Source organism: Leisingera sp. F5 (assembly GCF_001593695.1).
Genome location: NZ_LUKH01000013.1, coordinates 26,123 through 47,961, shown reverse-complemented (window position 1 = coordinate 47,961; position 21,839 = coordinate 26,123). Strand labels below are relative to the sequence as shown.

Annotated in this window: 28 protein-coding genes and 2 pseudogenes; 7 read left to right on the top strand and 23 right to left on the bottom strand. The window is 60.2% G+C overall.

All coding sequences use genetic code 11. The annotated features are described in order from the left end of the window. Positions 1 to 69: 69 nt before the first annotated feature. Positions 70 to 219, top strand: a complete 150-nt coding sequence (locus A2I95_RS10795; RefSeq protein WP_291729762.1) for a zinc-binding dehydrogenase — start codon at positions 70 to 72, stop codon at positions 217 to 219. A 54-nt stretch (positions 220 to 273) separates the two neighbouring features. Here the strand turns inward: A2I95_RS10795 and A2I95_RS10790 are convergent, their stop codons facing one another. Genes A2I95_RS10790 through gstA form a run of 4 tightly spaced genes read right to left on the bottom strand, consistent with a single transcriptional unit; the run spans position 274 to position 2,455 of the window. Then, on the bottom strand, positions 274 to 1,245 hold the full coding sequence (locus tag A2I95_RS10790; RefSeq protein WP_291729761.1) for a nitronate monooxygenase: 972 nt from the start codon (positions 1,243 to 1,245) through the stop codon (positions 274 to 276). Further along, entirely contained in the window at positions 1,242 to 1,463 is a 222-nt protein-coding gene (locus tag A2I95_RS10785) for a 4-oxalocrotonate tautomerase family protein (protein ID WP_291729760.1), read from the bottom strand. Before A2I95_RS10785 ends, A2I95_RS10790 begins: the two co-directional genes overlap by 4 nt. Positions 1,464 to 1,466: 3 nt before the next feature. Next, entirely contained in the window at positions 1,467 to 1,847 is a 381-nt protein-coding gene (locus tag A2I95_RS10780) for a nuclear transport factor 2 family protein (protein WP_291729759.1), read from the bottom strand. Beyond that, complete coding sequence (gene gstA / locus A2I95_RS10775; protein ID WP_291729758.1) at positions 1,844 to 2,455, bottom strand: glutathione transferase GstA; 612 nt, start codon at positions 2,453 to 2,455, stop codon at positions 1,844 to 1,846. Before gstA ends, A2I95_RS10780 begins: the two co-directional genes overlap by 4 nt. Before the next feature lie 109 nt (positions 2,456 to 2,564). On the opposite strand from gstA, the gene A2I95_RS10770 reads away from it, so the two are divergent. Further along, positions 2,565 to 3,449 (top strand): LysR family transcriptional regulator, encoded by an 885-nt coding sequence (locus A2I95_RS10770; protein ID WP_291729757.1) that lies wholly within the window; start codon positions 2,565 to 2,567, stop codon positions 3,447 to 3,449. 665 nt (positions 3,450 to 4,114) lie between these two features. Here the strand turns inward: A2I95_RS10770 and A2I95_RS10765 are convergent. Together A2I95_RS10765 and A2I95_RS10760 are read right to left on the bottom strand one after the other, a co-directional pair. Then, positions 4,115 to 4,360, bottom strand: coding sequence for a hypothetical protein (locus A2I95_RS10765; RefSeq protein ID WP_291729756.1), 246 nt, complete (start codon positions 4,358 to 4,360; stop codon positions 4,115 to 4,117). A 61-nt stretch (positions 4,361 to 4,421) separates the two neighbouring features. Further along, positions 4,422 to 4,973, bottom strand: coding sequence for a hypothetical protein (locus A2I95_RS10760; RefSeq protein WP_291729755.1), 552 nt, complete (start codon positions 4,971 to 4,973; stop codon positions 4,422 to 4,424). Between the two features lie 301 nt (positions 4,974 to 5,274). On the opposite strand from A2I95_RS10760, the gene A2I95_RS10755 reads away from it, so the two are divergent. Then, the gene (locus A2I95_RS10755) at positions 5,275 to 6,294 is read left to right on the top strand and encodes an AraC family transcriptional regulator (protein WP_291729754.1); all 1,020 of its coding nucleotides are present in this window, start codon (positions 5,275 to 5,277) and stop codon (positions 6,292 to 6,294) included. Positions 6,295 to 6,602: 308 nt separating this feature from the next. On the opposite strand, the gene A2I95_RS10750 is transcribed toward A2I95_RS10755, so the two are convergent. From A2I95_RS10750 to A2I95_RS10735, 4 genes are read right to left on the bottom strand one after another with little or no spacing between them, the layout of a single operon-like run. Further along, the gene (locus A2I95_RS10750) at positions 6,603 to 7,163 is read right to left on the bottom strand and encodes a hypothetical protein (RefSeq protein WP_291729753.1); all 561 of its coding nucleotides are present in this window, start codon (positions 7,161 to 7,163) and stop codon (positions 6,603 to 6,605) included. Then, positions 7,160 to 7,759 (bottom strand): SCO family protein, encoded by a 600-nt coding sequence (locus A2I95_RS10745; protein WP_291729752.1) that lies wholly within the window; start codon positions 7,757 to 7,759, stop codon positions 7,160 to 7,162. The genes A2I95_RS10750 and A2I95_RS10745 overlap by 4 nt, the downstream gene beginning before the upstream one ends. Continuing rightward, the gene (locus A2I95_RS10740) at positions 7,759 to 9,219 is read right to left on the bottom strand and encodes a cbb3-type cytochrome c oxidase subunit I (protein ID WP_291729751.1); all 1,461 of its coding nucleotides are present in this window, start codon (positions 9,217 to 9,219) and stop codon (positions 7,759 to 7,761) included. Before A2I95_RS10740 ends, A2I95_RS10745 begins: the two co-directional genes overlap by 1 nt. Next, positions 9,220 to 9,591 carry a cytochrome C oxidase subunit I gene (locus A2I95_RS10735; protein WP_291729750.1) on the bottom strand — a complete coding sequence of 124 codons (372 nt, stop codon included), beginning with the start codon at positions 9,589 to 9,591 and terminating at the stop codon, positions 9,220 to 9,222. A gap of 245 nt (positions 9,592 to 9,836) precedes the next feature. On the opposite strand from A2I95_RS10735, the gene A2I95_RS10730 reads away from it, so the two are divergent. Next, the gene (locus A2I95_RS10730; protein WP_291729749.1) at positions 9,837 to 10,301 is read left to right on the top strand and encodes an Rrf2 family transcriptional regulator; all 465 of its coding nucleotides are present in this window, start codon (positions 9,837 to 9,839) and stop codon (positions 10,299 to 10,301) included. Between the two features lie 178 nt (positions 10,302 to 10,479). On the opposite strand, the pseudogene A2I95_RS10725 reads toward A2I95_RS10730, so the two are convergent. The 3 genes and pseudogenes from A2I95_RS10725 to A2I95_RS10715 form a co-directional block, all read right to left on the bottom strand. Beyond that, positions 10,480 to 10,641 (bottom strand): annotated as a pseudogene (locus tag A2I95_RS10725) (IS3 family transposase); the annotation flags it as partial. A gap of 3 nt (positions 10,642 to 10,644) precedes the next feature. Next, positions 10,645 to 10,887 (bottom strand): annotated as a pseudogene (locus A2I95_RS10720) (integrase core domain-containing protein); the annotation flags it as partial. Between the two features lie 413 nt (positions 10,888 to 11,300). Continuing rightward, positions 11,301 to 12,197, bottom strand: a complete 897-nt coding sequence (locus A2I95_RS10715) for a TauD/TfdA family dioxygenase (RefSeq protein WP_291729748.1) — start codon at positions 12,195 to 12,197, stop codon at positions 11,301 to 11,303. Between the two features lie 95 nt (positions 12,198 to 12,292). Here A2I95_RS10715 and A2I95_RS10710 point away from each other — a divergent pair, with 95 nt between their 5' ends. Beyond that, on the top strand, positions 12,293 to 13,213 hold the full coding sequence (locus A2I95_RS10710; RefSeq protein ID WP_291729747.1) for a LysR substrate-binding domain-containing protein: 921 nt from the start codon (positions 12,293 to 12,295) through the stop codon (positions 13,211 to 13,213). Positions 13,214 to 13,397: 184 nt separating this feature from the next. On the opposite strand, the gene A2I95_RS10705 is transcribed toward A2I95_RS10710, so the two are convergent. Beyond that, on the bottom strand, positions 13,398 to 13,928 hold the full coding sequence (locus tag A2I95_RS10705) for a cytochrome b/b6 domain-containing protein (protein ID WP_291729746.1): 531 nt from the start codon (positions 13,926 to 13,928) through the stop codon (positions 13,398 to 13,400). Between the two features lie 129 nt (positions 13,929 to 14,057). On the opposite strand from A2I95_RS10705, the gene A2I95_RS10700 reads away from it, so the two are divergent. Beyond that, on the top strand, positions 14,058 to 14,951 hold the full coding sequence (locus A2I95_RS10700; RefSeq protein WP_291729745.1) for a LysR family transcriptional regulator: 894 nt from the start codon (positions 14,058 to 14,060) through the stop codon (positions 14,949 to 14,951). Between the two features lie 182 nt (positions 14,952 to 15,133). Here the strand turns inward: A2I95_RS10700 and A2I95_RS10695 are convergent, their stop codons facing one another. Genes A2I95_RS10695 through A2I95_RS10675 form a run of 5 tightly spaced genes read right to left on the bottom strand, consistent with a single transcriptional unit; the run spans position 15,134 to position 19,304 of the window. After that, a complete protein-coding gene (locus A2I95_RS10695) occupies positions 15,134 to 16,171 on the bottom strand; it encodes an ATP-binding protein (protein WP_291729744.1) in 1,038 nt (345 codons plus the stop codon). Between the two features lie 6 nt (positions 16,172 to 16,177). Continuing rightward, on the bottom strand, positions 16,178 to 16,738 hold the full coding sequence (locus A2I95_RS10690) for a hypothetical protein (protein ID WP_291729743.1): 561 nt from the start codon (positions 16,736 to 16,738) through the stop codon (positions 16,178 to 16,180). After that, a complete protein-coding gene (locus A2I95_RS10685) occupies positions 16,735 to 17,334 on the bottom strand; it encodes an SCO family protein (protein ID WP_291729742.1) in 600 nt (199 codons plus the stop codon). Before A2I95_RS10685 ends, A2I95_RS10690 begins: the two co-directional genes overlap by 4 nt. Continuing rightward, the gene (locus tag A2I95_RS10680) at positions 17,334 to 18,794 is read right to left on the bottom strand and encodes a cbb3-type cytochrome c oxidase subunit I (protein WP_291729741.1); all 1,461 of its coding nucleotides are present in this window, start codon (positions 18,792 to 18,794) and stop codon (positions 17,334 to 17,336) included. The genes A2I95_RS10685 and A2I95_RS10680 overlap by 1 nt, the downstream gene beginning before the upstream one ends. Then, positions 18,795 to 19,304 carry a cytochrome C oxidase subunit I gene (locus A2I95_RS10675; protein WP_291729740.1) on the bottom strand — a complete coding sequence of 170 codons (510 nt, stop codon included), beginning with the start codon at positions 19,302 to 19,304 and terminating at the stop codon, positions 18,795 to 18,797. Between the two features lie 108 nt (positions 19,305 to 19,412). Here A2I95_RS10675 and A2I95_RS10670 point away from each other — a divergent pair, with 108 nt between their 5' ends. Then, positions 19,413 to 19,868 carry an Rrf2 family transcriptional regulator gene (locus A2I95_RS10670; RefSeq protein ID WP_291729739.1) on the top strand — a complete coding sequence of 152 codons (456 nt, stop codon included), beginning with the start codon at positions 19,413 to 19,415 and terminating at the stop codon, positions 19,866 to 19,868. Between the two features lie 41 nt (positions 19,869 to 19,909). Here A2I95_RS10670 and A2I95_RS10665 read toward each other — a convergent pair whose 3' ends face one another. From A2I95_RS10665 to ccoO, 4 genes are read right to left on the bottom strand one after another with little or no spacing between them, the layout of a single operon-like run. Next, positions 19,910 to 20,092: a hypothetical protein gene (locus A2I95_RS10665; RefSeq protein ID WP_291729738.1), complete on the bottom strand. Its 183-nt coding sequence runs from the start codon at positions 20,090 to 20,092 to the stop codon at positions 19,910 to 19,912. Further along, positions 20,076 to 20,948, bottom strand: coding sequence for a cytochrome-c oxidase, cbb3-type subunit III (gene ccoP / locus A2I95_RS10660; RefSeq protein ID WP_291729737.1), 873 nt, complete (start codon positions 20,946 to 20,948; stop codon positions 20,076 to 20,078). The genes A2I95_RS10665 and ccoP overlap by 17 nt, the downstream gene beginning before the upstream one ends. Further along, positions 20,939 to 21,106, bottom strand: coding sequence for a cbb3-type cytochrome c oxidase subunit 3 (locus A2I95_RS10655; protein ID WP_039174659.1), 168 nt, complete (start codon positions 21,104 to 21,106; stop codon positions 20,939 to 20,941). Before A2I95_RS10655 ends, ccoP begins: the two co-directional genes overlap by 10 nt. Continuing rightward, on the bottom strand, positions 21,103 to 21,834 hold the full coding sequence (gene ccoO / locus A2I95_RS10650) for a cytochrome-c oxidase, cbb3-type subunit II (RefSeq protein WP_291729736.1): 732 nt from the start codon (positions 21,832 to 21,834) through the stop codon (positions 21,103 to 21,105). The genes A2I95_RS10655 and ccoO overlap by 4 nt, the downstream gene beginning before the upstream one ends. Positions 21,835 to 21,839: the final 5 nt, after the last annotated feature.

The window sequence follows — 21,839 nt, the reverse complement described above, 5'->3', positions numbered from 1 at the left end:
CTTGACCGGGCAAGCAACCCATTATTTAACGATCACTACAAATATTGGAGGCACGAATGAAAGCTGCAATTGTCGAGGCTTTTGGCCGACTGGCTGGCCCAGGGCGTCCTGATGCCGGAGGTCCAAGACATCCTGCCGCTTAACCAGATCGCAGAGGCGCACCGCAGGCTGGAGGCGCCCGGGCATACGGGAAAATTCGTTCTGGATCATGCCTGCTGACACCTGCTGAAAGTAGAACAGGCGGGAGCCCCCCGCCTGTTCCGGCACAAAAAGCTACTGCGGTCCCGACTGGCCTTGCCTTGCCAGACACCGCTGCGCATCTGCCGTGATGCCCGCCAGAATATCGCTGGCGGCCTGCACCTTGCTGATCAGGCCGATGCCTTCACCGGCAAAAGCGGTGGCAACGTCCGGATCGCCGGTAACTTGAGCTGCCGACCATTTTGCGGCTTCAGTGCCTGCCTCCAGCTTCAATTCGTCCTCGGAGCCGTGCCATTTCTGAATGAACGGGTTGCGCAGAACGCGGCCGTTGTAGCGGCTGGGCCAATTGAGGCCACGGACCACATCCACTACCCGAGTACGGATGGTGTCGTCCCCCGTTGCTGCCAGCGCGCGGTCCAGAATGCGCGAATGCACCGACGCCTCGCGCGAGGCCCAGAACCGTGTGCCGATCACCGCACCATCAGCCCCGAGCATCAGCGCCGCAGCCAGACCGCGCCCATCCGTGATACCGCCTGCAGCACAGAGCAGCGCCTTGCTGTTCTGGCGTGCGATTTCGTCAGCGATCTCGGGGACTAGGGCAAAGGTGCCGCGCGCTTCACCATGGCCGCCGGCGTCCGCACCTTGGGCGACTATGATGTCTGCGCCGCAGTCCAGCGCCTGCCGGGCATCGCGCAGTGTCTGGACCTGGCAGATCAGCGGCACACCGGCGTCCAGGGTCGCTGGCGCAAAGGGCGCTGGATCGCCAAAGGACAGGAACAGCGCCGCCGGATCGCGCGCCAGCACCCGGTCAAGCAGGTCGGGCTGTTCCGCAAGCTTCCAGGTGATCAGCCCGCACCCTGCGCGGGCGCCCCCAGCGATATCGAACTGCTGATCGATCCAGGCGGCATCGCCGTAGGCGCCCCCGATCATACCCAGCCCGCCGGCGCGGGAGACGGCGCCGGCCAGCGCGCCGCCCGCGGCAAAGGCCATCGGCGCCTGGATCACCGGGCAGGTGATCCCCAGCGCTTCTGTCAGCCGCGTCTTCATTGCGTCTGCTTTCGGTACTCCTGCACCGGCAGACCGCCGACACCCCAATCTTCCAGCGGGACTTCGTTGATGACCACAAAAGTGGTTGCCGGATTCTTGCCCAGAACGTCCCGCAGCAGGTCCGTTACCCCGGCGATCAGTTGCGCCTTTTGGTCAGCACTGGGACCGGTGCCCTCAGGGCCGCCTTCGCGGGTGACTTTGATATTCACATAAGGCATCACTCAGTCCTTTCGCGGAACATATGAGAACACTTTCGCAACGATGCGCCACTCGGCGCCGTGGCGGACAAGGGTCAGCAGGTCATAGAAATCCCGGCCCATCATGGTCATCCGGGCACTGACCCGGGCCAGCCGGTTGCTGGCAAAGGCAATCTCCAGGATCTCCTCCTCCCGCGGGTCGCCGCGCTTTGCCGGCGGCTCACGTCCGTCCACGCGGCGCATGTAGGTTTCAAGATCCAGATACAGTTCATCGCCTTCAGTAGCGCAGACATAGGCCAGCTGCGGGTGAAAGACTTCGCGCAGCATGGCGCTGTCGGCTTGATGGAGGCCTTCGAAATAGGCCTCCATCAGTTCGCCGACCTTTTTGTGGCCGGCGGGCGTCATTGGATCAGCCCCTCAGCGCGCATCGCAGCCTGAGCGGACGGGCGGGCAGCACTGCGGCTGACAAAGGCAGCCAAGCGCGGCCAGAGGGCCAGATCGATGCCGGTGAAATTCGCCCAGTTCGAGACCACGAACAGATAGGCATCCGCGACCGAGAACTGATCCGCAACCAGCCACTCGCGGCCATCCGACAGCTGCGCCTCGATCAGATCGAACTTGCCTGCAACAGCGGTGCGCGCTTCGTCTTTGCCACCCTCGGACGTGCCGTCGCGGAACAGCGGGCCAAAGGCCTTGTGCAGCTCGGTTCCGATCCAGTTGAGCTGTTCCTGCATCCGGGCCCGGGCCAATGTGCCTGCCGCCGGCGCCAGGCCTGCCTCGGGGTAACTGTCCGCGATATACTGCAAAACAGCCGCCCCTTCGGTAAGAACGCTGCCGTCGTCCAGGCCCAGGGCCGGAACATAGCCTTTGGGATTGATCGCGCGGTAATTCGCACCGCTTTCAGTCCGGCCCGCCGCGGTGTCAACGGCTTCGATTTCAAACGGTCGGCCTGTTTCATACAGGGCGATGTGGCTGGCCAGCGGGCAAGCGCCGGGTTTGTAGTAGAGTTTCATGGGTTTCTCCTGTGCTTGGCGATACCCTTTGCCTACGCACCAAGATGATTGATTGATAATATTGTGTTCTCACCATTATGATTAGAAAAGCAGATCATATGGCAAATACATGAAACACGACCAGCTTCTTGCCCTGGAGGCAATTGTCTCAACCGGCACATTCCGCGGTGCGGCTGAACGGCTGCACAAGTCACAGTCCGCCATCAGCCACACGATCCGCCAGCTGGAAGAAGAACTGGAGCTGGAGCTGTTCAGCCGCGCGGCCTACCGGCCGGCACTCACTCCGGCAGGTGAGATTTTCTACCGCGAAGCCTCCCGTGTGCTGCGGCAGATGCAGGGGCTCAGAACCACTGCGGCCCGGCTGCGCGCCCGGGAGGAGCCGGAATTGAACATTGCCGTCAGCGCCACAATGGATCTGGACCCTTTGCTGCCGGCGCTTGCCGACACCGGGCGGCGCCACCCGGCCACCCATCTCCGGCTGCGTATGGAAATGATGGGCGGCCCGATTGCCCGGCTGATGGAAGGCAAAGCGGATATCGCGCTTGCTTCGCTGGACGGGGTGCCGCTGGACGATGTGGAGGCTGAGCTGGTCGCAGAGGTGACAATACGGCCGGTGGCCGGCCCCGGGCTGAACCTGCCGGCCGGTTCCCGTGCAATTTCAGCGTCCGAAATGCAAAGCCACGTGCAGGTGGTCGCAGCGGGCACAGGCGGCGCCGCGCATGAACAAAGCCGCGACCTGCTGCCGGGCGGACTGAAGTGGACCGTTTCCGATCTGACAGCCAAGAAAAAGGTGATCCTCGCCGGTCTCGGCTGGGGTGGCCTGCCTGACCATATGACCGAAGAGGAACGGCTGTCGGGTGCTTTGCTTCCTCTCAACTTGGAAAGATTTCCTGTACGCCAAACGATGATTTTCAAGATGAGACGCAGAGACCGCCCGCCCGGCGTCGTTGCCAGTGAGCTTTGGAACAGAATTGGGGCAGCCGAACCGGTCTAGAAGTTAAAAATATCGGGAAGCAGGTCACTCCGCAGTTATCGGCCAATTCGTCCGGAGGTAGGCTGAAACGGCAGTGCAACTATGACTTTTCCGCCGTAGGCACGTGAGGCGGCTGACGGCTAATACCGGCAAGCCTCCGGAAGGAGACCGCAATTGCGCAGCAAGCGCGACCAAACGGTTTCGGCTCTGGAAAGGCCTGCTCATCCAACAGGAAGTATCTGACAAGCCCCGGGACCAGCCCTTCGGCAATATCGCGCAACCCGATCCAGGCCAGCATCAAACCGGACCGAACAGGCGTCAGAAGCACATGCTTGCGCACGGTCCCGGCAATCAAGGAGGCTATCCATCGCGGCAGCTGCGCTAGCATCCTTTCGGTTGCCGCATCGCTGCCGGTCAGCAGTTTAGGCCGTGATTTCAACGTCTTTGCTAAAACCTCTATAAAGCCACCTTCAGCGGGCCTGATGAGTTTTTCTGTTTGAATTCACTCTTTCCGCATTTTCCTCCCCACTGAAGGAAACTATTCTGGCTCGGTGCGCACAAACACGCCGAGCAATGTTGATTTGCTTTGAGCCCACATTATCGTACAGATTGTTACCGGAAACGCTCCTCGACACAGGCAATCCTTTTCCCTGCGGGTTTTCGGCCACCAGCTCGGTTCCCGCGTCCTAGCGACCTGCGCCCACCATCCCGATCGCGACATTGGTTTGGAAATCAGGCGGCCAATCCGCCGAGGTGATCTGACCAGCCCGCTCGCCATCCTTAGTCAGCGGCCAGGCCGCGCAGGGCGAAACCACCGCCGGCCCGGGGATCGAAACCGGCCGGATCTGCTGCGAAGAGCCCCTGGCCAGCTCAAAGGCCAGTGCCTTGCCGCCAAAATTCTTTGTCTTCGGCAGGCCTGCAGAACTTTCCAAGGCCACATTCCAAAGGGATGCCTTCCATTGTCATGTCATTGCCATGCTTCAACAGCCCGCCCTAGATCCGCTCGATCAGATCTGGGCATCCAGACCGGACATCCAAGTCCTCTCCTGCTTCGAACATGGCATTCCACAAAGCCATTCCATGTTTCGAGCCTTCAACATTGACTTCATAGCCACTCTGCTTTGGACATCCTGAGCGTGCAACGATGAACGGCGTATCTGCAAACCTCATCTTTTTCTGGCGAAGGAACCGGATTTCATGAACAGCACTGCCAAAGACCCGCCCCATCAGCGCATCTGATTTCGGGCCTTGCACAGCCAGCGGAGAGACATCCGGCTCAAACACTGTGACATTCAGGCCCGCCCCGATTGCCAATCCTTTGACCCATAGCAAAAGGTCGCTGCCGGCAATCGATATCCACCAGCGTTTGCCGCTGTGTTTGATCGCCACCGGATCGTTGTGCATCCCGCCGTTGCCGTCGGTGATCGGAACATTATAGCCCTGATCCGGCTGCATGCCGGACAGGTTGCGCGAGGTCATCACGGTATTGCCGCACACTGCAATCTCGCCCGGGATTCCGCCGTCACGCGCAACCGCTTGCCACATTCGGTGTCGATCACCGAATCCGCCTCGACCATCGGCATGGCAATCCTCTGCTCAGCCTGCAGATTCCCGGCAAGTAATTCAACGCAATCGTCGCCCTTTCATCGTCAGGCATGACATCCGGCCAGGCCGACAATGCTTATATGCAGAAGATGCATACCGCGGATCGGGGGCCGATGCGTCCTTTCCAGGGCTCCAGCCTACTGTTCATTCACGTCAAATGCGTGTTGCAGCTGACCAATTCCACGTTCAAAAGAGACGATATGTTTCCCAATAATGACAAACAACGCCAGAGCCCTAGGAAATGACAGTTTCGGATCCTTCAAGCCTTGCCACGGTCTCGTCGCGGTTCGCCGGGGATTGGATTGTGGCCTTGAGGCACTGCTGCACGGATGCCCAGCTGGCATCCTTTCTGCGGCGTGCGGGGATGCATACGATCAGGGGCCACCTTGCCCACCGCATCACTTTGGACCAGATTGTCCGGCTCTACCAAATTGCCGCCATCGAAACCAAAGATGAAATGATGGGCCTTTGGAGCCGGCCGATCCGGGCCAGAGCACTGCAGCACTTGCTGACGACGGTCCGCGAATCCAGTTCACTTCCCTCGGCCTTGCACCGGTTTTCTACATTCTGGAACCTGCTGCTGGACGACTACCAATTCGAACTCGCGTCCCAAAACGGCAACATCAGTTTGCGGCTTGTGCCGCTGGATTCGCAACCCTGTCAGCAATTTGGCCATATGCTGATCCTGAAACTGGCACATGGGCTGCTCTCCTGGCTAGCAGGATATGAGGTGCCGGTCCAGGCAGTTCAATTTGCCTTTGAGCGCCCCGGATTTTCAGACGATTACTCAGTAATCTTTCCTGCGCAGATCAGCTTCAAGGCACCGTGTTCTGCAATTACCTTTGACGTAGCGAAACTTGGGCCGACAAAAAAACGCAGCACTGCGGAACTGAAGGAGTTTTTGAACCGGGCCCCCCGGGACTGGATATTCACGGAGTACCGGGAACATAAGCAGTCTCTGAGAGTCCGGGAGTTCCTTTATCAGACACGCTGGGAGGACGGCCACTTGGCAGGTGCTGCCCGCGCCTTGAATGTCACGCCAAGAACCCTGATGAGGCGGCTGGATGCGGAAAACACCTCCTTTCAGGCGATCAAGGACGGCCTGCGCCGGGACATAGCCATCCGTGACCTGCAGGCTGGAAGCAAGAGCATCGAGGAAATCTCTGAGGATGTCGGTTTTTCCTCTCCCGCAAATTTCCACCGCGCTTTCCGGCGGTGGACGGGCGTAACACCCAGCTCGTACAGGGCGTCGGAAAGCTGAACGCAGACACTCTTTGCCGGGTTGCAGCGGCTCGCGTTCGCAAAAAATTGTTGCATCAGCCTTATTTTATTCTCATTTGGCTGTCCCCTCTCAATCGGAATTTCCGGCCGAACCCGTTTTTGGTGCGGCTTTCCGCGCTGGTTTCGATGCTGCGCGCCAGTAGCCATTACCCATGGTGCCTGCACCGGCAAAGGCCCCCGCCTTGAGCGCGAGGATCAAAAGGCCCGCGGATCGGAACGCAGATTTCTGCTTTTGATTTGCGCAAGCTGCGCAAAGCCCGGAACGGTATCGGCATAGGTCATTTCAGATCAAACTCCGCATTTGGTGCATCCCGCCGTGCAAACCGGCATACTTCGCAGCTGTCCGAACAGCAGCGGGAAGGCCCAAAGGCAGGCCAGCGCCGCGGCGAGATAGAGAAAGGCAAAACCCAGATCCTGCTGGGCTGACACCAGGTAGGAATTGCAGATCCGCACCGGCGCATGGGTGTACAGGAACCCGAGCACCCCCAGCATCGACAGCGCGTTGGCCTTCAGGAACCCGCGCAGGACGGGACCCAGCCAGGGCCAGCTCAGCCGCAGCGGCACGCCAAGCAGCAGCGGCAGGCTCAGGTATTTCGCCAACTCCCCCGCAGGCGTCAGTGCCCAGTCCACGTTGCGCGGCAGTATCCAGAACAGAAAGGCCGTGAGCGCCGTCAGCAACAGCGGAACTGCCCAGCTGGGCGGCACCCGCAGATCCCAGCCCGTAATCGCCCCGGCCAGCACCAGCAAAGGCATCTGCGCCAGCACATGCTGGATCGGGCTGTCCACAGCTCCCTCCCGCAGGGCAACGCCTTCGGCCAAGGCAAGCAGCCCAAGGCAGATCATCCTCATGGCCGAACCTCCTGAACATAGGCAGCCACTTTCTCCACTGCATCAGTGTCAAAGACCGCCGAGAACTGGCCGTTTCTGTCAATCACATGGATTGCCGCGTTGTGCTGGTAACTGCCCCATTCATCCGGGATGACTGTTACATCGAACAGCTTCAGAAGCCCGTCCAAGTCACTCTCTTCAGGCCGGGCAACAGTCCATTTTGCGCCATCCGCTTCATGGGCATCGCCGTAAATGGCCATCTGCTCCGGCGTGTCCCGCTCCGGGTCAAAGCTGACAGAAATCAGCCGTGCCTTCACTCCTTGCAGCTGCAGCCGGTCGCGGACGTCAGCAAAATCCGCCGCAGCAATCTGACAGATATCACCGCAAACCGTGTAGATGAACTCGACCAGCACCACTTCGCCTTCTTGCGGCAGCAGCGGCACCCGCTGGCCGGACATATCCTCTAACATCACCGCGGGGACCGGGCGGGGCGACCCGGCAACATCCAGCCGCCGGGCCGCTTCGCTGGTAAAGGCGCGCGCTCCGTCAGTGGCGTGCCACAGGATCCCGCCGCCAATGACAGCGGCGAGAACCGAAGGGAGGCCGCGGGCAGGCATCAGCCTTCGCTCCGGCCCAGACGGGCGACGAAGCGCAGGACAACGATCAGCGTTCCCAGCACCACAAGCACGCTGAATACGGTACCGACACGGTCGTGGGTCAGCCATTCCTCATAATGCACCGCCCACCGGCGCGGAATCGAAGCAGCCCCGGAGAACAGGAACACCGTCACAAATCCAGCCGCGCCTGCGAGGTAGGCGGCAATGGCCGCACGGTCCAGCCCGTCCATTTGGGAGATCGTCTTGCCGCGCACCAGCCAGGCCATGAAGCCAAAGGCCATCGCAACCTCGCCCAGCAGCAGATAGGTGTGGAAGTGCCCCGGCACCCACATGGTGTTATGCATCACCTTGTTGACGCTGATCATCCCGTCGATCGAGGCGGGGATCGAGCCCACCGACCAGCCTGCAACCGACAGGACCAGCAACGAAGACGCTAGGTCCCAGGTCATTTTCGAACCGCGCACATAGAGGAAGGTGGAAAAGGCGGTGACAGCAATCAGGGGAATGTCGCTGAAGTAGGAAACCAGCTGCCCCAGCACCAGCATCCAGGGCGGCATCACCACATCCTGCAGCAAATGGTGCCAGTAAACCGCCATGACAAAGATCAGCACAGCGTTCCAGGCAAGGGCGAACACCCGGTTCGATTTCCACGGGCGCCCGGTATATTCCGGCAGGATTTCATAAACCGCCGTCACCGCCATGTAGATCGATGCGTTGATGAATACGTGGCCGAAGAAATAGATCAGGTTCTTGGCCAAGAGCGCGTCGACTTCAAAGCCCGGCACCAGCAGATGCACCAGGCTGGCCACCAGAACGGCAGCACCCAGAATGATGCCGATAGAGTTGAAGATGGTGACCGCTGCCGCTGCAACGATTGTCGGCGGCGGCGGGTTGTTATCCTCGCGCCCCAGGATCAGGTTCCAGCCAAGTGCCCGTGCCAGGCTGCCGTAGCGTGCATGGATCTGGCGGCCAAGCTCCAGATAGTAAAGTAGGAAGCCAACGCCGATCGACACATAGCCCAGCATGAAGGCTGCGACTGCACCAGCTTCCCACGCGCCGCCGGACAGGGCTGGCAGCGGGAACAGGAAGGTCCACGCGCCCCCAAAGCCACCGATGAATATCGCGCCCAGGATCAGCACGACACCCAGCAGAAACAAGCCCAGGAACGCCCAGAAAATACCAGCCGTCAGCACCACATGGCGGCCGCTGAAGTACCACAGAATAGCCGCGCCCGAGATCGCCGCGGTGCCAACCATGCCAGTGCCATGCGCAGTCAGGATCTGGTAGAACAGGGCCGGGTCCAGCTCGATCCACTGTCCCTGGGCCGCCCGCATGATCAGCCCGAAGACCATCATCAGAGCAAAGACGGCACCTGAGAGGATCATGGTCAGCTTGACCGCTCCGGCCTGGGGTTCAGCTGCAGCATACCCAGACGCAACAGGTTCAGATGCAGTGCTCACTTATTCCTCCACCGCTACAACTTCGAATTCATTGACCATGTCGTGATGCGCCACCCCGCAGAACTCCATGCACAGGATCTGGTAGCTGCCGGGCTCCTCAAACGTGTAGGTGATCTGCGTGGTGTAGCCGGGGATCGCCTGGACCTGGGTCAGCAGCGTAAGGTCACTGTCATAGATGCCCATGCCGTGGGTCACATCCTCGGTTGTCATGTTGAAATTGACCGGCTTGCGGACCGGGATCTCCGTGGTGTCGATATCCCACCACCACTGGCCGCCGCTGACGTTCACTTCCATCACGTTCCCGGTGCTGGCCAGCGCATGCGGCCAGCTGCGCAACGAACCGATGGAAACGATCACGCCAAGGATCGTCATCGCCCAGATCAGGCCTGTGCGCTTGCTGTTGGCATTCGGACCGGGGCCATCGCCCTGCGACGCCCGCGGCCGCCCAAAAGAAGACCGCTGACAGAACCGCCATCAGGATCAGAGAGACCAAAAGAACAACTGGCTGCATGTGTCGCGCCCTTTAATAAGCACTAAAGATGCCCATCATTGAGGGTGACGATACATGTCAATAAAATACGTATTTTTAATGTTTATTAATTATGGAAAGAACACTTATGCAGATATCAAAGTTCTCAGATTACGCCCTGCGCGTCCTGATCCACCTCGCCACGCATGAGGAAGGATTGATGTCGACCCGCGAGATCGCGGCGATGCAGAAGCTGCCGTTCAATCACTTGGCCAAGATTTCTCAATGGCTGACCCATGAGGCGTATGTGGAATCAGTGCGTGGCCGTAACGGAGGCATGCGTTTGGCACTTCCGCCAGAGGCAATCTCGATTGGCGCGCTACTACGAAAGTCAGAAAGCGGCACCCCCTTGGTGGAGTGTATGAAGGAAGATGGCGGTTGCTGCGTGATGACCCCGGCCTGCGGGCTGCTACCGGTTCTGAACGAGGCACAGGAGGCGTTCTTTGCCGCTTTGGACAGCCGGACACTTGAAGATGTGTTGACTGGAAACCGCGATATGAAAAACTTGATCCGCGCGCTGGAAGCAGGCAGAGAGACTGCAAAACCGGCTTAGGTGTTCAGTCCTGGCCGCTGGCGACGGACGCCGCAATGAATATGTCTGGCTCTGAAGTCCAGATTTGCAGATGTACTCGTATGATGTGGGACCGCTGAGTGTCTTCAAGCGAGGCGCATGTTTCCAGGCATTAAGTGTAGCAGGATCGACCTCGGCTGATATAGAAATCCCGACTTCGGCTGACAATGCAAGCAGGTTTTCCGTAGACCCGGACCAGCGCGTCCAGTTCCCGGGCAACGCACTCGCCTGAAGTGCTGGTGTCCGCGGCCAGGCACAGGTTTTCCCGGCAGCAGTCATCGTTCACGGCCAGGATGCGGAACTTCCGCGATGCGCCGAAGCTGAGCGTTTTGTTCCCCAGCGAAGAGTGCGGCCTGACGTTGTTGTAATCGTAGCGCCACAGCGCCAGCTTGCGGCGGGCATCGCCTAGGGTGTCGAACAGCTCTTCATTGAGAAGCTCGTCCCGCAGGCTGCCGTTGAATGACTCGATGAAGGCATTCTGTTGCGGTTTTCCGGGGTCGATGTAATGCCAATCCACGCCGTTCCTGTCGGCCCATTTCAGGATTGCCCGGCTGGTGAATTCCGTGCCCCTCGCCATTGGGCTTGAACCAATGGCGCCTCAAAGGCTCGATCGCTGACAATGCAAGCAGGTTTTCCGCGATGCGCCGAAGCTGTCCGCCAGGAAGTCCAGGGATCCCACTGCCCGGCAGGCGATTGCGAAGCAATCTGCCGAGAGGGGGCGCTCATTAGGCTGTGTGGCTTCGGGCAGCCATGAATTCGAGATGCGGGGGGATCTTCTGGAACTAATCGGCAAACCGCAGGGAAAATCCCTGGGCGCTGATGCCGCAGTGCAGCATTCGCATTACCGCCGTTCGTGCATCGCGCAGCATTTCCCAAGGTCGAACTCACCGTGTGCCGGACGGAGCCGCCGTTCACCGTAGAAGAGAACGGGCGGCCTTGTCCCGCTGGATCCGAGCTATGTCGGCCGAAGCCCCGTTCGTTTCAGCCGGCCTGGCTAACCGCCTTGCGCGCTGTATCCAAGCCGTCGCTACCGGTCATGGAACAGCAAACGCTCGCAAGGGTTCGCGGCTGCTCATAAGGCCAGGGCATACCGCGATGAAGCGTTGCCCTCTGGTCCCACATAAGAACATCGCCAACCTGCCACTGGTGCGAATACACAAACTGCGGCTGCGTACAGAATGCGATCAGGTCATCCACCAGCGCATCGCCTTCCGCCGGGCTGAGACCCTCCACCTCGAACACATGCGATGCAATAAACAGTGCCTCTTGCCCGTTGACGGGATTTGCCCAGACCGCCGGCCATCGCTGCGCCGGCCATTTATTGAACATGGGAAGATTTGCCAGTTCCATTGAAATCCGTTCCCGAGAGCGGCGGTAGTTGTGCCCCAAAATCCGCCCTCTGATCCTCTGTCGGAGTTCCTCTGGCATCGCAGCCCACGCCGCACGCGTGGACGCTAGCTCTGTCTGGCCGCCCTCAGTTGTCACAACTTTGGCAGCCAGGATGTTGCAGAGCGAGGGAACCGGCATGAAGGTGGAATCGATATGCCACTGCTGGTTGGCCTTCAGATGCAGGGTGTGCAGATCCATTTCTCCCGTGACACCTGCGCCTGTTTCATTGGACACAAGCGACACCTCCGGCGCCTTACCCGGCTGCCGTTCATCCCTTTTCCGGTCCTCAATGGGGCCGAACATCCGCGCCAGGCGCAAGTGATCTTCCGGCGTCAACGACTGGTTGCGAAACAGCAGCGCCGAATGATCTTCGAAAAGTTTCCGGAGTTCCGAGTAATCTTCCTCCACTGAGGTCTTTGATAGATCGAAGTTGTGGACGACAACGCCAAAGCAGTCCGTCAGAGGGCTGATTTCTAGTAAGAGTGACATCGCTTGTTCCTGTGTTGCATTCTCTGACTGCATCCTAAGAAGACGTAGCAGCAAATAAACTTGCTAAAATTGCATGCCGCTCATAGCTTTTCTCTATGCAAGGTCGTTTTCGCCGCACACAGCATCTGCTCAACGCACTTCCCGTTCTGGAGGCATCCGTGCGGCTTGGCAGCTTCACGAAAGCCGGAGAGCACCTGGGCCTTAGCCAGCCTGCCGTTAGTCGCCATATTGCCAATCTGGAGAATCAGCTGGGAGTGCAGCTCTTTGCCCGGGAGCACAACAAGCTGACGGTGACCAGACAGGGCCGGGACCTGGCGAATGCGGTGAACCTAGGCCTGTCGCATATCGATGCAGCCATCTGCAAAACCGCCGGAAGCGCCGAAACCGGCGGCCTGCGCCTGGCCTGCACGCAAAGCTTTGCCAACTGCTGGTTGCTGCCTCGGTTCTCCAGCCTGCGGCAGGCAATGGGAGATGTGCAGGTGCAACTTGCAGTCTCCCATTGGCTGGATGAAATCGACCCTGAAAGCGTCGACATGATTGCCCACTGGCGGCCGCAGGGTTGGGCCGGATGGCCGCGAAAGCAGCTTTTTGAGGAGGTAACCTTTCCGGTGTGTTCCCCGGATTACCTGGATCGCAATCCTGTACTCCAGGATGCCTCGGAGAATCCGTCAGTTTTGGTCCGGCTAGATCTTCTGCACTATGAGGAACGTGCGATGGAGTTCGCAGGCTGGCCAGAATGGTTTGCCGACTCGGGCATCGGCTACACCGCTCCAGACCAGGTGTTCCGCTATCCCAGCTACCAGTTCTTGCTGCAGGCTGCGGCGGATGGCGCCGGGGTCGCATTAGCTTGGCAGCACTTGGCAGCAGATAAGGTTGCTTCCGGCGAGCTGGTGCAGATCGGGCAGGGTTTTCGCCGGGACAGGGCTGGATACTTTCTGGAATACCGGGACACAGAAACCACAGCGCGTATTCAGCGGAGGCTACTGGATTGGTTCTTCGCGGAGGCAGGTAAGTAATCCGTTTTTCGCTGCAGTCGCTAATGTAAGGGCTGTGCCCACCGCGAAAGAACATCAACCTTAGGTCGGTTATGGGCTCCATCTTGCCGTCCGTTGTGGTGGGTGCAGACGGGAAGTTAGAGCCCAAAGTTACTAACAAATTTTGTCGCCGGATTGCTTCAGGCAGCACATTGAGGCCATCAGGCTATGTGCGTTTCCCGAACCACATTCGACTGATCAGCCGGTCCTGCAGATAGAACTGATGATAGACCCAACCCGCGATGTGAAGGCCAATCAGGATAAGCAAAAGAGTCGCAATGACAGCGTGCGCCTGGCGTGCCGCGTAGATGCTGAAATCCGCAGGCAGCGGGGCACCGGACCCTGAAAAGACAATCGCGAACAGATCCGCCGATATAGCGATGCCAAGGCCGCTGGCAACCATCGCAAGAACAAGAACATAGAGCCCCAAATGCGCAAATTTTGCTCCGGAATTGAGCAGCGCATTGCCAGCGCTGGCGGGGAGCGGGCGTTTTGAGAAGGCACGCATGGCCAGGCGAACGATCATAAGCGCTCCAATCGACAGCCCCCAGATCATATGGCCGGTCAGCCCGAACATCTTTTCGGGGTCGCTGTTTTTCATTTCTGCCAGACTGGGCCCGCCAATAAGAAGCGCCACAAGGATCATCACAGCGACAAGCCAGTGCAGGCCAACGAGAAGGGGATGGTATCGTTTCATCTTATTGTCCAGTTCTTCAAAGCTGCAGCACAGCGGGGCGGTCAGGGAAGGTTGACGTCAGCTCCTTGTATCAAGGCCAAGCTCCGCCTAAAACGGAACAAACGGAACATGGTGTTACATTCAAGAAACATGCGTACATTTGATTGGGAGCTTTTGCCCCATTTCCTTGCCGTTGCCCGGGCGGGCAGTCTGCGCGCCGCCGCGCAATCGATTGGCGCCAACTACGGCACTGTCAATCGCAGCATCCAAGCCCTGGAGGCGAGCTATGGCGTCCGCTTGTTCCACCGCTCCAGACGGGGGTTTTCGCTGACCGAAGCAGGAGAAGCTCTTTTGCCGATGGCAGAAGGCGCAGAACAAAAGATTTTTGCAGCCCGAAAGCGGGTTGAAGGGCTGGACCGGAGCGAGTCCGGCAAAATCCGGTTCTCGCTCACGCCGACTCTTGCCTACGACATCGTGGCACCGCTGATCGTGCGGTTCGCTGACCGCTATCCGGAAATTGATATCGAACTGCGGCTGACCTCGAAGGTGGAATCAATCACCAACGACGAGACCGACGTCTCATTGCGGGCCGCACGGGACGTTGCGGATGACGTGGTGGCCCGAAAGCTCCTGCAGCTGGATATAGGCGTCTACGCCAGCGAGGAGTATCTCAAAAGCGTTTTTCCGTCAGCAGGCCCGGGCGGTTCAGGACTCACGTGGATCGGCATGCCGGGCGGAGATGGCGGTCATGGCTGGCAGTCGCATTCGCCGTTCCCGAACGCAGCCGTGCGCCATGAAGTCTCTGACGGTCAAATGCGGACGCGCCTGGTCAGTTTGAATGCGGGCATGTCGCACCTGCCCGTCCTGCTTGAACCCGCTTTCCCGAACCTGCGCCGGGTGCCTGGAACGGACATTTCTCCCGGACCATGGCTTTGGATTCTGCTTCACTCAGACCTCCGGAAAACAGTGCGCGTCAGGCGGTTTGTCGACTTCCTAACTGAAGAATTGCGCGCCTTGCACAAGCATTCTATGACTCAGCTTTGAGGGCTCATTGATTGGCAGGTGTACCCGGCCCCTTAGCCTTCCACGAGCCGCACGACGAAGGTCGGGTTTGCGCCGTTCGTGCTCCGCTGCGCATGCGAGGTGCTTCCAGGCGGCCGACGGCGGCTGAGGGCTCTAAAATCATCTCTGATCGTGCAACCCGGCACTTAACCTTGAACTGATTATCATGAGAGTGAGGCTTGGGGAACGGTTTGCCCTCGCAGAAGTACAGAGTTGGACTGCTCGAATTGATTGGCTGCCTGCGCTTCCGGCAACGGGATCTGCATCGCGAAAACAGATCCTTCCCCAGGCTCAGAGGTCAGTGAGATCGTTCCGCCCATCAGATTGACCAGGCGCTGTGTGATCGACAAGCCGAGCCCGGTGCCGTCAAAGCTTCGGGTATAGCCGTTATCAACCTGCTCGAAGGCGGCAAACACAGCCTCCTGCTTGTCTTCGGGAATCCCCACACCTGTGTCCTGCACTTCAAAAACGAGCTGCGAACCAAGACCGGGGCGGATAAGAATGCGGACGTGGCCTTCCTCTGTGAATTTCAAAGCGTTGCCAGCCAGGTTGATCAAGCACTGACGGAGACGGCCGGCATCGCCGTTCACCCAAACCGGTGAAGGCAACTTGAAATCAGTACAAATCTCCAGCCCTTTTTCCTGAGCCCGCGGCGACAAAAGCACGGCAACATCATCGACGACGACCTTCAATTCGAACGGCGCGGTTTCGACCCTTAGCTGGCCGGCTTCGATCTTTGAAAAATTTAGAATGTCGTTGATAACCAAGAGGAGTGCGTTGGCCGAGCTGAAAATAGTGCCGGTGAGTTCGCGTTGCTCTTCGTCCAGATTGGTCTCGGTCAGCACTTCAGTCATTCCCAGGATGCCATTCATAGGAGTCCGAAGCTCGTAGCTCATGTTCGCAAGGAACCCGCTTTGTCCGGTCAGCAGCCCGTGGTTCATGTACATGGTGTGGCCAGTGAACAGCTCAGCCCCCGCAAACACCACTAGCGTCAGCGCGATGCCGAAGCTTGCGCCCATGACGAGGGGGCGGATGGCGCCCTCCACCCCCTGCCCGACCGAGAAGATCAGCAGGATGCCCGCGCCGACAAAGGCGCCGGCCTTTAGGGCCAGGATCAGAAAGGCCAGCGGATCCCCCCGCAGGCTGGCGCTCTTGTTTCGCGCCACCTTGGCAAAACCCAGAACGGTTTCGGCATAAGTCATCTTGCTTCAAGCTCCGCATTTGGCGCATCCGGCGCTGCCAAAAGGCAGGCAGCGCGGATGCCCGAACAATACCGGGACGGCCCAGAGGCAGGCCAAACCCGCGGCGAGATAGAGGAAGGCAAAGCCCAAGTCCTGCTGGGCGGACACCAGGTAGGAATTGCAGATCCGCACAGGGGCATGGGTGTAAAGGAACCCTAGCACCCCCAGCATCGACAGCGCGTTGGCCTTGAGAAAGCCGCGCAGGACGGGACCCAGCCAGGGCCAGCTCAGCCGCAGCGGCACGCCAAGCAGCAGCGGCAGGCTCAGGTATTTCGCCAACTCCCCCGCAGGCGTCAGTGCCCAGTCCACGTTGCGCGGCAGCATCCAGAACAGAAAAACCGTTAACGCCGTAAGTAATAGCGGACCCGCCCAATCACGGCGGCAGTGCAAATCCCAGCCCAGAAGAAAGCCCGCCAGAACCAGCAGCGGCATCTGCACCAGCACATGCTGGATCGGGCTGCCCGCCGCCGCACCTTGGAGGGCAACGGCCTCAGCCGTGGCCAGCAGGGCCAGGGCGATCATCTTCATGGCTGTACCCCCCGGAGATGGGCAAGCACCGCCTCCACAGCATCCGTGTCGAAGACCGCTGAAAACCGGCCGTCGCTGCTGATCACGTGGATCGCCGCATTATGCTGAAACCCGCCCCACTCATCCGGGATGACGGTCACGCCGAACAGGTCCAGAAGCCCCGGCAGGTCGCGCTGGTCCGGCCGGGCGACAGTCCACATCCTGCTGTCTGCCTCATGAGCATCGCCATAGATCGACATCTGTTCCGGCGTGTCTCGCTCCGGGTCAAAGCTAACGGACAGCAGCCGGGCCGTTACCCCCTGCGCCTGCAGCCGGTCACGGATCTCGGCAAAATCCGCCGCCGCGATCTGACAGATGTCGCCGCAAACGGTGTAGATGAACTCGACCAGCACAACCTCGCCCGCTCGCGGCAGCAATGGCACTTGGCGGCTGGTCATATCCTCCAGCAGCATTTCGGGCACTTTGCGGGGCGACTGCACCACATCCAGCCGCCGCGCCGCCTCGCTGGTAAAGGCCTGGGCCCCGTCTGTTGCCTGCCAGAGGATCCCGCCGCCGGCAACGGCGGCGAGAACCGAGGGGAGAACACGGGCCAGCATCAGCTCTCGCTCCGCCCAAGCCGCGCCACGAAGCGCAGTACAAAGACCAGGGTGCCCAGCACCACCAGCATGCTGAATGCGGTGCCGATACGGTCATGGGTCAGCCATTCCTCGTAATGCACCGCCCAGCGCCGCGGGATCGAAGCGGCGCCGGAGACCAGGAACACCGTCACGAAACCGGCAGCCCCCGCCAGGTAGATGGCAAATCCCGCCCGGTCCATGCCGTTCATCCGGGCGATCGTCTTGCCGCGCACCAGCCAGGCCATGAAGCCGAAGGCCATCGCCACCTCGCCCAGCAGCAGATAGGTGTGGAAATGCCCCGGCACCCACATGGTGTTGTGCATCACCTTGTTGACACTGATCATCCCATCGATGGAGGCCGGGATGGCCCCCACCGACCAGCCCGCAACCGACAGCACCAAGAGCGCCGAGGCCAGATCCCAAGTCATCTTGGAGCCGCGCACATAGAGGAAGGTCGAAAAAGCGGTGACTGCGATCAGGGGAATGCCGCTGAAGTAGGAGACCAGCTGCCCCACCACCAGCATCCAGGGCGGCATGATCACGTCCTGCAGCAGGTGGTGCCAGTAGACTGCCATCACAAAGATCAGCACCGCGTTCCAGGAAATCGCAAACAGCCGGTTCGATTTCCAGGGCTTGCCGGTGTATTCCGGCAGGATCTCGTAAACAGCCGTCACCGCCATGTAGATCGAGGCGTTGATAAAGACATGGCCGAAAAAATAGATCAGGTTCTTGGCCAGGAGCGCATCCACTTCGAACCCCGGGACCAGCAGATGCACCAGGCTCGCAACCAGTACCGACGCGCCAAGGATAATCCCGATCGAGTTGAAGATGGTGACTGCCGCAGCGGCAACGATCGCAGGCGGCGGGGGATCATTATCCTCGCGTCCCAAGATCAGCTTCCAGCCAAGCGCCCGCGCCAGGCTGCCGTAACGGGCATGAATACGGCGGCCCAGCTCCAGGTAATAGAGCAGAAAACCCACCCCGATAGCGGTATAACCCAGCATGAAGGCCGCGGCTGCGCCCGCCGCCCAGGCGCCGCCAGAGAGTGCAGGCAGAGGGAAAAGGAAGGTCCAGGCACCGCCGTAACCGCCGATGAAGATGGCGCCAAGGATCAGCACCACTCCCAGCAGAAACAGTCCCAGGAAGGCCCAGTAAATGCCGCCGGCCAGCTCCAGATAACGGCTGCAAAAGTACCACATGATCGCCGCGCCCGACAGCGCCGCGGTGCCCACCATGCCCGCGCCATGCGCGGTCAGCAGCTGATAGAACAGCGCCGGGGCCAGCTCGACCCACTGGCCCTGGGCGGCGCGCATGACGAGGCCGAAGACCATCATCAGCGCAAACACCGCGCCGGACAGGATCATCGTCAGCTTGACCGCCCCCGCCTGGGGGCCGGCTGCTGCCGGTTGAGATGCGAATGTCTCGGATGCAGTGCTCATTTATTCCTCTCCCGCAACAACTTCGAATTCATTGACCATGTCGTGATGCGCCACGCCGCAGAACTCCATGCACAGGACCTGGTAGCTGCCCGGCTCCCCAAACGTGTAGGTGATCTGCGTGGTGTAACCCGGGATCGCCTGCACCTGGGTCAGCAGCGTGAGGTTGCTGTCGTAGATGCCCATCCCGTGGGTCACGTCCTCGGTGGTGACATTGAAATTGACCGGCTTGCCCGCCGGGATTTCCGTGGTGTCGATGTCCCACCACCACTGGCCGCCGCTGACATTCACCTGCAGCGCGTCGCCGGTGCTGGCCAGCGCATGCGGCCACTCCCTCAGCGATGCAACGGAGACGATCACACCCACAATCGTCATTGCCCAGATCAGCCCAGTGCGTTTTGCGTTGGCGCCCGGACCCGGCGCCGGGCCGCGCGCAGCCCGCGCTGCCAGAACAAAGACCGCTGACAGCGCCGCCATGAGGATCAGCGAGATTAATAGAACAACTGGCTGCATGAGCTGCCTCCTTTTAATAAGCATTCTTAATGCCTATTATTGGAGGGTGACGATACATGTCAATAAAATACGTCTTTTCAATGCTTATTAATTGTGGGATGAACGCTTATGCAGATCACCAAGTTTTCAGATTACGCCCTGCGCATCCTGATCCACCTCGCCACCCACGAGGACGGACTGATGACCACCCGCGAAATAGCCGGGATGCAGCAGCTGCCGTTCAACCATCTCGCTAAGATCTCACAGTGGCTGACCCACGAAGGTTATGTGGAATCGGTCCGCGGCCGTAACGGCGGCATGCGCCTAGCCCAGCTGCCCGAGGCGATCTCCATTGGCGGGCTTCTGCGCAAATCCGAACACGGCACGCCGCTGGTGGAATGCATGAAGGAGGACGGCGGCTGCTGCGTAATGACGCCGGCCTGCGGACTGCTGCCCATCCTGACCGAGGCGCAGGAGGCCTTCTTTGCCGCGCTGGACAGCCGCACCCTGAAGGACGCGCTGGAAGGAAACCGCGGCATGAAGAACCTGATCCGGGCGCTGGAAGCGGAGCAGGCCTTGAAATAGGCTGCACCCGCTTGCCCGGCCCCGGCCGTTTCAGCCGCTCCTCACTTGGCGGCGCCGGAAACCGTGCCCTCCAGCACCTGCCCGTCCCAAGCTTCAAACGCCACTGACAGATGCCAGGCCTTGAACCCGGCGTAACCTGCCAGAAGCGCCAGTATCAGCAGGTACATCGCCTTGCGGAAACGCGGATTTTCCTCAGACGGTTTTTTCTCATTCGGCGGCATCATTGCCATTCCACAGCACGTAAAGTGTCAGCATCCGGATTTGGGCATCGCTCAACCGGCCCTCCCAGGCCGGCATGACACCCATCCGGCCATAGTAGACACTGCGGTAGACGTCGTCCCGGTTGCCGCCATAGATCCACTGGCCATCACCCAGATCCGGGGCGCCGTTTTCATAACCGCCGCGCCCATCGTCGCCATGGCAAGCAGCACAGTTGTCCTCAAACACCGTCCTGCCCGCTTTGGCCAGCTCCGCGTTATGCGCCTGTCCGGACAGCGACAGCACAAATTCCACTGCTTCCTTGACCTGCGCCTTTTCCAGCATTCCGTCAGCGCCAAAAGCCAGCATCTGGGCGCTGCGGGTGTCGTCATGGGCCGCATTAATGCCATAGCGGATGCTGTATTCGACCTCATCGGGGCTGCCCGACCACAGCCAATGCCCATCCGTCAGATTGGGAAACCCGGTCTGGCCCGTCAGCTCCGCAGTGTGGCAGGCGGCGCAATTGTCGGCATAGAGCTTGCCGATCGCCTGGCCATAGCGCGCTTTAAGCGCCACGTCCGCTGCCAGCGCCGCAATGTCCGCGGACTGGAGCGGCGCAAAGGCCTGCGCCCGCTCCGCCTCTGCCTGATCCACCGCAGCTGCCACCTCCGCCCGCGTGGAATAGCCCAGCAGCCCCTTGGCATAGCCGGTGACCAGCGGAAATGACGGGTACAGTAGCCAGAACAGTACCGACACCGCAATGCTGATCCACAGTGCCCATCGGGAGGCCCAGGGCACGGGCGTGTCCATTTCCTTGATCCCGTCCCACTCGTGGCCGGTTAGCTCAGTGCCCGAAACCGGGTCCTTTTCCCTCACTGCCATGGCTGATCCTCACGCCCGTCCAGCGGGGATTGTGCCGCGTCGTCATAGATCCGCCGCCGCGACGGCCAATAGGTCCAAAGCACTGCCGCCAGGAACACCACCAGCAGGTAAACCGCCCCCCAGGTCTTGGAGAACACAAGAACGGCATCATGGGTCATCGGTTGCTCTCCTCCGGGTCAAGAGTATCCAGGTCAGCAAGCGTTCCCAGCATCTGCAGATAGGCGACCAGCGCATCCATTTCCGTCAGCCGGCCGGGCTGGCCGTCAAAGTCGCGCACTTGCACCTTTGCACCATAGCTCTCCTGCAGCTCGCCTTCGTAGTTCTGCTCGAAATCCGCCTGCCAGACCGCTTCCCTCTCTGCGTTTTCGATCTGGGCTTCGGTATAAGGCACCCCGGCACGGCTCAGCGCCTTCAGCGCCGCAGGCAGATGGCCGGTCGCCAGCCGTGTGTCCGACAGAAAGGCATAGCCGGGCATCACCGAGCCCTCCACCAGCTCCCGCGGGGCCTCCAGGTGGGCCACGTGCCAGGCATCAGAGTATTTGCCACCGATCCGCGCCAGATCCGGACCCGTGCGTTTCGAGCCCCATTGGAACGGATGGTCATACATGCTTTCGGCCGCGAGGCTGTAATGGCCGTAGCGCTCCACGTCCGAGCGCAGGGTGCGGATCATCTGGCTATGGCAGGCATAACACCCCTCCCGCACGTAGATGTCGCGCCCGGCCAGTTCCAGCGGCGTATAGGGGCGCATCCCCTCGACCTCCTCCACCGTGTTCTCGATGGTGAACAGCGGCGCGATTTCGACAATGCCGCCGATCGAGGCCACCAGCAGGATCGCCAGGGCAAACCCGATAGAATTCCGTTCAAGCTTCTGATGCTGTGTGCTCATGGCTG